Origin of the sequence: Streptomyces sp. FH025, from assembly GCF_017427025.1 — a bacterium.
In the GTDB taxonomy this organism is placed as follows: domain Bacteria; phylum Actinomycetota; class Actinomycetes; order Streptomycetales; family Streptomycetaceae; genus Kitasatospora.
In genome coordinates this window covers 1-7635 of record NZ_JAFLNG010000373.1, presented here as the reverse complement: position 1 = coordinate 7635, position 7635 = coordinate 1, and the positions used below count along the sequence as shown (strand labels likewise).

The 7635-nt window shown below is 71.4% G+C and carries 8 protein-coding genes and 2 tRNA genes; 6 read left to right on the top strand and 4 right to left on the bottom strand.

Annotation, left to right across the window (positions count from 1 at the left end):
- Both J0670_RS23985 and J0670_RS23980 read left to right on the top strand, forming a co-directional pair.
- A partial coding sequence (locus J0670_RS23985) for a DUF3152 domain-containing protein (RefSeq protein WP_207813723.1) occupies window positions 1-566 on the top strand: 566 nt, incomplete at its 5' end.
- Between the two features lie 73 nt (window positions 567-639).
- The gene (locus tag J0670_RS23980) at window positions 640-1347 is read left to right on the top strand and encodes a hypothetical protein (protein ID WP_207813722.1); all 708 of its coding nucleotides are present in this window, start codon (window positions 640-642) and stop codon (window positions 1345-1347) included.
- Between the two features lie 6 nt (window positions 1348-1353).
- On the opposite strand, the gene J0670_RS23975 is transcribed toward J0670_RS23980, so the two are convergent.
- The 4 genes from J0670_RS23975 to purS all read right to left on the bottom strand — a co-directional run bounded on the left by J0670_RS23975 (window position 1354) and on the right by purS (window position 5418).
- Window positions 1354-2166 carry a maleylpyruvate isomerase family mycothiol-dependent enzyme gene (locus tag J0670_RS23975; protein WP_207813721.1) on the bottom strand — a complete coding sequence of 271 codons (813 nt, stop codon included), beginning with the start codon at window positions 2164-2166 and terminating at the stop codon, window positions 1354-1356.
- Between the two features lie 65 nt (window positions 2167-2231).
- The gene (gene purL / locus J0670_RS23970) at window positions 2232-4487 is read right to left on the bottom strand and encodes a phosphoribosylformylglycinamidine synthase subunit PurL (protein ID WP_207813720.1); all 2256 of its coding nucleotides are present in this window, start codon (window positions 4485-4487) and stop codon (window positions 2232-2234) included.
- Window positions 4487-5167: a phosphoribosylformylglycinamidine synthase subunit PurQ gene (gene purQ, locus J0670_RS23965; RefSeq protein ID WP_207813719.1), complete on the bottom strand. Its 681-nt coding sequence runs from the start codon at window positions 5165-5167 to the stop codon at window positions 4487-4489. The genes purL and purQ overlap by 1 nt, the downstream gene beginning before the upstream one ends.
- Window positions 5164-5418, bottom strand: a complete 255-nt coding sequence (gene purS, locus J0670_RS23960) for a phosphoribosylformylglycinamidine synthase subunit PurS (RefSeq protein WP_045692676.1) — start codon at window positions 5416-5418, stop codon at window positions 5164-5166. Before purS ends, purQ begins: the two co-directional genes overlap by 4 nt.
- A 456-nt stretch (window positions 5419-5874) precedes the next feature.
- On the opposite strand from purS, the gene J0670_RS23955 reads away from it, so the two are divergent.
- From J0670_RS23955 to J0670_RS23940, 4 genes are all read left to right on the top strand, one after another.
- Window positions 5875-6192: an Lsr2 family protein gene (locus tag J0670_RS23955; protein ID WP_030056585.1), complete on the top strand. Its 318-nt coding sequence runs from the start codon at window positions 5875-5877 to the stop codon at window positions 6190-6192.
- Window positions 6193-6334: 142 nt separating this feature from the next.
- A tRNA-Gly gene (locus J0670_RS23950) sits at window positions 6335-6407 on the top strand.
- A 39-nt stretch (window positions 6408-6446) separates the two neighbouring features.
- Window positions 6447-6522, top strand: a tRNA-Gly gene (locus J0670_RS23945).
- A gap of 192 nt (window positions 6523-6714) precedes the next feature.
- Window positions 6715-7635: ABC transporter ATP-binding protein (locus J0670_RS23940; protein ID WP_207813718.1), on the top strand; the 921-nt coding region annotated here is incomplete at its 3' end.

The window sequence follows — 7635 nt, the reverse complement described above, 5'->3', positions numbered from 1 at the left end:
GCCCCACCAAGGGCGCCGGCACCTTCAGCACCGCCCCCGCCACCGCCAAGCCGGTCGGCCACGGCACCGTGCGCCGCTACCGGGTGGAGGTCGAGGACGGCATAGGCATCGACGCGGCGTCCGCCGCCGCGCAGATCCACGGCATCCTCGGTGACCGGCGCGGCTGGACCAACGACCGCAGGAACGGCTTCCAGCTGGTCGCGAGCGGCCCGTACGACTTCACCGTGAAGATCGCCTCCCCCGCCACCGTGGACCGGATCTGCGGCGCCTCCGGCCTGGACACCCACGGCGAGGTCAACTGCAACGTCGGCAACCAGGTGCTGGTCAACTCCAAGCGCTGGAACACCGGCTCACCGCAGTTCAGCGGCCCGCTGGACGAGTACCGGGCGCTCATCGTCAACCACGAGGTCGGCCACCGGATCGGCCACGGACACGAGACCTGCCCCGGCCCGGGCAAGCCCGCACCCGCGATGATGCAGCAGATCTACGGCCTCAAGGGCTGCGCGCCCAACGCCTGGCCGTACTCGGCGGAGGGCACCTACCTGAGCGGTCCGTCCGTCCCGTAGCGCGGCGGACACCGCGACGGAGTTGAGACCCGATCGGCAACCCGCCGGAACAACCGCGCCCTAGTCTGCCGACATGACAGCTGCCCAACGCCTGAGGCTCACCGCCGCGTTCGCCGCCGCCGGGATCGCCCTCGGCGCCACCGCCTGTTCCTCCTCCGGCGGCACCGCCGCGAACGGCGGGGCGCTCGGCTACGACCGCTTCCGGTCGACCGCCCTGGACGTGTTCAAGCACAAGACCGACACCTGCCCGTTCGGCCTCGACTTCGCGAAGGCCGCGACCGCCGCCGGGATCACCGGCGCCGTCGCCCCGGCCGAGCACGACGGCCACTCCGTCTCCGGCAACGCGGGCGACGGCGTCCCGGCCCAGCCCTGGCCGTCCGGGGTCACCCACCCGCCGTCCCAGCCCGAGATGCCGGCCGTGCCGCCGAGCGCCGAGATCACCTGCACCTACACGGTCGGCCGGTCCGCCGTCGACGTCCACCTGATGGCCGCGTCGAAGAGCGACTACGGGCTCAGCATGATGCTGCCCAAGATCGCGGCCGCCGGGTTGCTCAGCACGGACCAGCTGAGCCGGTTCTTCGCCGACCGCCCCGCGATCGGGCAGACCAGGCTCACCCCGGGCGACGGCACGGCCGCCGTCTCCCGCGTCGCGCTCAGCGGCGAGGGGGACCTCATCCTGCTGCTCAGCCAGAACACCATCGGCAACCCGCCCCAGGACGAGGCACTGTCCGGCGAACCGCTGCGCAAGGCCGCCGAGGCACTGGCGGCCCAACTGCGCTAGGGCGCACTAACGCAGGACCGGCAGGTGCTCCCCCAGGTCGCTGCGCTCCCCGGAGGCGGAGACGTCGGCGTCCGCCAGGGCCGCCGCCCAGTCCGTGCGGCCGGTGGCCAGCCGGATCCAGGTCAGCGGGTCGGTCTCGACCACGTTCGGCGGGGTGCCGCGGGTGTGCTTGGGGCCCGGCACGGCCTGGACGACGGCGTACGGCGGGATCCGCAGTTCGACCGCACCGCCGGGCACCCGGTCGGCGAAGGCGTCCGCGAGCAGCCGGGTGGTGGCGGCGACGGCCTGGCGGTCGTGCGGGAAGGGCTCAGGCCCGAGCGCGGCCGCCAGGTCGTCGGCGTGCACCACCGTCTCCACCAGCCGGGTCACCAGCAGGTCGGCGAGCAGCATCGAGCCCAGCCGGACCTCCAGGCGCCGCGTCGGGTCGGCGGCTTCGGGGCGCTCCAGCAGCCCGGTCAGCGCGTCCGCGGCCCGGCCGAAGGCCGCCGCCACCGCCGCCGCGCCGCCGTCGAACTCCACCGTCGCCCGCTCCCGGGTCTGCGCGTCCAGCCCCGGCGCGACGGTGCCGACCGCGGCCACCCAGCCCAACAGGTCCAGCGGCGGGCGCCCCTCCAGCGGGTCGTCCAGGTGGGCCGGGAGGAAGTCGAGCTGGACGGCGAGGTGCGCGAGCAGCTCACGGACCCGCCAGTCCCCCAGCCTGGTCGGCAGGTCCAACTGGGCGTCGGTGAGGCCCTGCACGGCGGCACGCAGCGCCCGCGTCTGGGCGGTCAGCGCGGCGCGGACCTTCTGCGGTTGGTACGTACGGGACTTGGGAGGCATGCGCCCCAACATACGCCGAGGGGCGGACGGTTCAGTCGAACCGTCCGCCCCTCGGAAGGGCCCGATCAGGCCAGCAGGGCCTCGATGACGCCGGTGTGGGCGTCCTTCAGCTCCGCCAGCGAGACGGTGAACTGTCCCTGGACGTCCAGGCTGTCGCCGTCCACGACACCGATCCGGGTGGCCGGCAGGCCACGCGCGGTGCACATGTCGTTGAACCGGAGCTCCTCGCTGCGCGGCACCGCCACGACGGCGCGGCCGGCCGACTCCGAGAAGAGCAGGACGAACGGGTCCAGGCCCTCGGGCACGACGATCCGCGCACCGTGGCCGCCCTTGAGGCAGCTCTCCACCAGCGCCTGGCCGAGACCGCCGTCGGACAGGTCGTGCGCGGCGTCGATCATGCCGTCGCGCGAGGCGGCGATCAGGATCTCGCCGAGCAGCCGCTCGCGCTCCAGGTCCACCTTGGGCGGCAGGCCGCCGAGGTGGTCGTGGACGACCTGCGACCAGGCCGAGCCGCCGAGCTCGTCCTCGGTGTCGCCGAGCAGGTAGAGCAGCTGCCCCTCCTCGGCGAAGGCGACCGGGGTGCGACGGGTGACGTCGTCGATGACGCCGAGCACCGCGACCACCGGGGTCGGGTGGATGGCGACCTCGCCGGTCTGGTTGTACAGCGAGACGTTGCCGCCGGTGACCGGGGTGCCGAGGGTCAGGCAGGCGTCGGCCAGGCCGCGGGTGGCCTCGGCGAACTGCCACATCACGTCCGGGTCCTCGGGGGAGCCGAAGTTGAGGCAGTCGGAGACGGCGAGCGGCTTGGCGCCGCCGGCCGCGACGTTGCGGTACGCCTCGGCCAGGGCCAGCTGGGCGCCGGTGTACGGGTCCAGCTTGGCGTAGCGGCCGTTGCCGTCGGTGGCGACCGAGACGCCGAGGTTGGTCTCCTCGTCGATCCGGATCATGCCCGAGTCCTCGCCGACCGAGAGCACGGTGTTGCCGAGCACGAAGCGGTCGTACTGGTCGGTGATCCAGGACTTGGAGGCCTGGTTCGGGTGGCTCGCGACCTTCAGCAGGTCGGCCTTGAGGCCCTCGCCGGTGGTCGGGCGGGCCAGCCGCTCGGCGGTGGGGGCGTCGGCCTGCAGCGCGTCCTGCCAGCTCGGGCGGGCGTATGGGCGCTGGTAGGTCGGGCCCTCGTGGGCGACGGTGCGCGGCGGCACGTCCACGACCAGGTTCCCGTGCCAGAAGATCTCCAGGCGCTCGCCGTCGGTCACCTCACCGATGACGCTGGCGATGACGTCCCACTTCTCGCAGATCTCCAGGAAGCGGTCGACCTTGTCGGGCTCCACGATCGCGCACATGCGCTCCTGCGACTCGCTCATGAGGATCTCCTCCGGCGAGAGCGTGTGGTCGCGCAGGTGCACGGTGTCCAGGTCGATCCGCATGCCGCCGGAGCCGGCCGAGGCCAGCTCGCTGGTGGCGCAGGACAGGCCGGCACCGCCGAGGTCCTGGATGCCCTTGACGAGCTTCTCCCGGAAGATCTCCAGGGTGCACTCGATCAGGAGCTTCTCCTGGAACGGGTCGCCGACCTGGACCGCCGGGCGCTTGGCCGGCTTGGTGTCGTCGAAGGTCTCGGAGGCCAGCACCGAGACGCCGCCGATGCCGTCGCCGCCGGTGCGGGCGCCGTACAGGATGACCTTGTTGCCGGCGCCGGAGGCCTGCGCGAGGTGGATGTCCTCGTGCTTCATGACGCCCACGCACAGCGCGTTGACCAGTGGGTTGCCCTGGTAGCAGGAGTCGAAGACGACCTCGCCGCCGATGTTCGGCAGGCCCAGGCAGTTGCCGTAGCCGCCGATGCCCGAGACGATCCCGGGCAGCACGCGCCGGGTGTCCGGGTGGTCGGCCGCACCGAAGCGCAGCGGGTCCATCACCGCGACCGGGCGGGCGCCCATCGCGAGGATGTCGCGCACGATGCCGCCGATGCCGGTGGCCGCGCCCTGGTAGGGCTCGATGTACGAGGGGTGGTTGTGCGACTCGACCTTGAAGGTCACCGCGTAGCCCTGGCCGACGTCGACCACACCGGCGTTCTCGCCGATGCCGACGAGCATCGCGTCCGAATCCGGCTTCTTCTCGCCGAACTGCTTCAGGTGGACCTTGCTGCTCTTGTACGAACAGTGCTCCGACCACATGACCGAGTACATGGCGAGTTCGGCGCCGGTCGGGCGGCGGCCGAGAATCTCCCGGATGCGCGCGTACTCGTCCTCCTTGAGGCCGAGTTCGGCCCAGGGCTGGGCCGCGTCCGGGGTCTGCTCGGCGTTCTTGACGGTGTCGAGGCTCATCAGGCGTTCACCAGCTGCTTCAGGACGGAAGTGAAGAATCCCAGGCCGTCCGTACCGCCGGTACCGACCAGCGGCTCGACGGCGTGCTCCGGGTGCGGCATCAGACCGACGACGTTCCCGGCGGCGTTGGTGATACCGGCAATGTCATTGATCGAACCGTTGGGGTTGACGTCCAGGTAGCGGAAAACCACCCGGCCCTCCGCCTCCAGCTCGTCGATGGTCCGCGCGTCCGCGGTGTAGCGGCCGTCCATGTTCTTCAGCGGGATCTGAATCTCCTGCCCGGCCGTGTAATCACGGGTCCAGGCGGTGCCCGCATTCTCCACCCGGAGCTTCTGCTCGCGGCAGATGAAGTGCAGGTGGTTGTTCCGGAGCATGGCGCCGGGCAGCAGGTGGGACTCGGTCAGCACCTGGAAGCCGTTGCAGATGCCGAGGACCGGCATTCCCAGCTTCGCCTGCTCGATGATGGTCTCCATCACCGGCGAGAAGCGGGAGATCGCGCCGGCGCGCAGATAGTCGCCGTAACTGAATCCGCCCGGCAGGACGACGGCGTCGACCTGGTGGAGATCCTTGTCACGGTGCCAGAGGGCGACCGGCTCGGCGCCGGCCAGACGGACCGCGCGCTGGGCGTCGCGGTCGTCGAGGGAGCCGGGGAAAGTGACGACGCCGACGCGGGTGGTCACTTCGCCGCCTCCTCGACCCGGACGGTGAAGTCCTCGATCACGGTGTTGGCGAGAAAGGTCTCGGCGGCTTCGCGGATACGGGCGAGCGCGGCGTCGTCGACCGGGCCCTCCACTTCCAGCTCGAAACGCTTGCCCTGGCGGACGTCGGCGATCCCGGTGAATCCGAGACGGGGCAGTGCGCGCTGCACCGCCTGTCCCTGGGGGTCGAGGATCTCCGGCTTGAGCATGACGTCGACTACGACGCGTGCCACTGGCACTCCCGGTGGTGTCTTCGGTGAGGCGGGGGAACTCCAGACTACCGGCCGTTTCGGGCGGGATTGCTGGCCGGGGAGGGTGACGCGCGTAGACCCAGGACCCTTACGCCGCAAGGGATCCGACGCCGGCTCCCCCCGCCCGGATCGGACCGTTTCCGTGGTTTCGCGGCCCCGAACGGTAACGCCCGAATACGGCACTTGGGGACAGATCGACCCGTCCCGCACATCGGTATCCGAGAGTCGCGCGAACACTCGTGAATATCCGGAAAAGAATGCCGAACTCTTCGATTTCGACCCCCTTCGGGTGCAGAATAGGGCCACCTGTCGCGGCAAGTGCTGCGTATCCGGCGGGCCACCGGGCCTGCCCGTGTGCGCTTGCGCGAGTTGGTGCACATCAGGCCACCGGACGTACCCACGAACCGGCGACCGAATTGCCCGAGAGGATTGACACCCATGGCTCAGCGTGTAGTTGTCACGCTCTCCGACGACCTGGACGGCGGCGCCGCCGCGGAAACCGTCCACTTCGGCGTCGACGGGAAGTCGTACGAGATCGACCTGTCCGTGGACAACGCGGAAAAGCTGCGGGAGGCCCTCGCGCCGTTCGTCGCGGCCGGCCGTCGTCAGAGCCGCACCGGAAAGTCCTTCCGCCGCACCGCGCTCACTCCGGACCCGGCCGCGGTCCGCGCCTGGGCCCTGTCCCGCGGCATGGAACTGCCGGCCCGCGGCCGCATCCCCAAGCACGTGTACGAGGCGTTCGCCGAGGCGAACTGACCTCCCGGGGCACCGCCCCCGGTCGCCCCGCCCGCCCGGACCGAAAGGGTGGGGCGACCACCCCGAAAGATGCTGTAGAGTATTCCTCGTCGCCGCAACGGAGAGATCCGAACAAGGCGGCGGGTGCCCCACCAGGCACCATGCGGACGTGGCTCAGTTGGTAGAGCATCACCTTGCCAAGGTGAGGGTCGCGAGTTCGAATCTCGTCGTCCGCTCGCAGTGCGCGAGCACAGCACAACTCAATAGTTGGTCCTGCGGACGTGGCTCAGTTGGTAGAGCATCACCTTGCCAAGGTGAGGGTCGCGAGTTCGAATCTCGTCGTCCGCTCCAGTACGAAGGCCCCCTCGATCGAGGGGGCCTTCGGCGTTTTCCGGGAACTTCCCGGAACTCCCCCCGAACTGCCCGGGCACTCCCCCGGTGCCGCTCCCCATGACATTTGTCATCGCCGACCCGTGGATCCGCACCGACGGTTCATGACGGCGCGCACTGCCCGCGCGGCCCGGCCGGCGGAAGGCTTGAGGCATGGAAACGAGCCAGCCCTCCCGCTCCGGCGACAGCGTGATCGAGGTCACCGACCTGCACCGCCACTACGGCACCGGCGCCGCCGGGTACCACGCCGTCCGCGGTGTCGACCTGACCGTCCACCGCGGTGAGCTGTTCGCCCTGCTCGGCACCAACGGCGCCGGCAAGACCTCCACCATGGAGGTCATCGAGGGCCTGGCCGCTCCCACCGGCGGCACCGTCCGGGTGCTCGGCCGGGACCCGTTCAAGGAGCGCGCCGAGGTCCGCCCCCGGATCGGCATCATGCTCCAGGAGGGCGGCTTCCCCGGCGAGCTCACCGCCGCCGAGACCGGCCGCGCCTGGGCCGGGCTGACCAGCGGCGCCCGCCCGGTCGCGGAGGCGCTGGAGCTGGTCGGCCTCGGCCACCGCGCCGGCGTCCGGGTCAAGCAGCTGTCCGGCGGCGAGCGGCGCCGGCTGGACCTCGCGATGGCCCTGCTCGGCCGCCCCGAGGTGCTGTTCCTGGACGAGCCCAGCACCGGCCTCGACCCGGAGGCCCGCGCCTCCGTCTGGCGGCTGGTCCGCGAGCTGCGCGCCCAGGGCACCACGGTGCTGCTCACCACGCACTACCTGGAGGAGGCCGAGGAGCTGGCCGACCGGCTGGCCATCATGCACGGCGGCCAGGTCGTCACCAGCGGCACCGTCGCCGAGGTGATCGCCGGTCGGCCCTCCCGGATCACGTTCGAGCTCCCCGAGTTCACCGGATCCGCGCTGCCCGTCCTGACCGGGGCCGAGGTCACCGTCGACGGCCGCAAGGTCACCGTGCAGACCGTCGGCCTCCAGGACACCCTCACCGACCTGCTCGGCTGGGCCCGGCACCACGGAGTCGCGCTCGGCGCCCTGGACGCCCGCAGCGCCTCGCTGGAGGAGGCCTTCCTCGCGATT

What these genes read in the sequence shown, in the direction of transcription:
- J0670_RS23980 (WP_207813722.1), top strand. Translation starts at nt 640, where the DNA reads ATGACAGCTGCCCAACGCCTGAGGCTCACCGCCGCGTTCGCCGCCGCC.
- J0670_RS23975 (WP_207813721.1), bottom strand. Translation starts at nt 2,166, where the DNA reads ATGCCTCCCAAGTCCCGTACGTACCAACCGCAGAAGGTCCGCGCCGCG.
- purL (WP_207813720.1), bottom strand. Translation starts at nt 4,487, where the DNA reads ATGAGCCTCGACACCGTCAAGAACGCCGAGCAGACCCCGGACGCGGCC.
- J0670_RS23955 (WP_030056585.1), top strand. Translation starts at nt 5,875, where the DNA reads ATGGCTCAGCGTGTAGTTGTCACGCTCTCCGACGACCTGGACGGCGGC.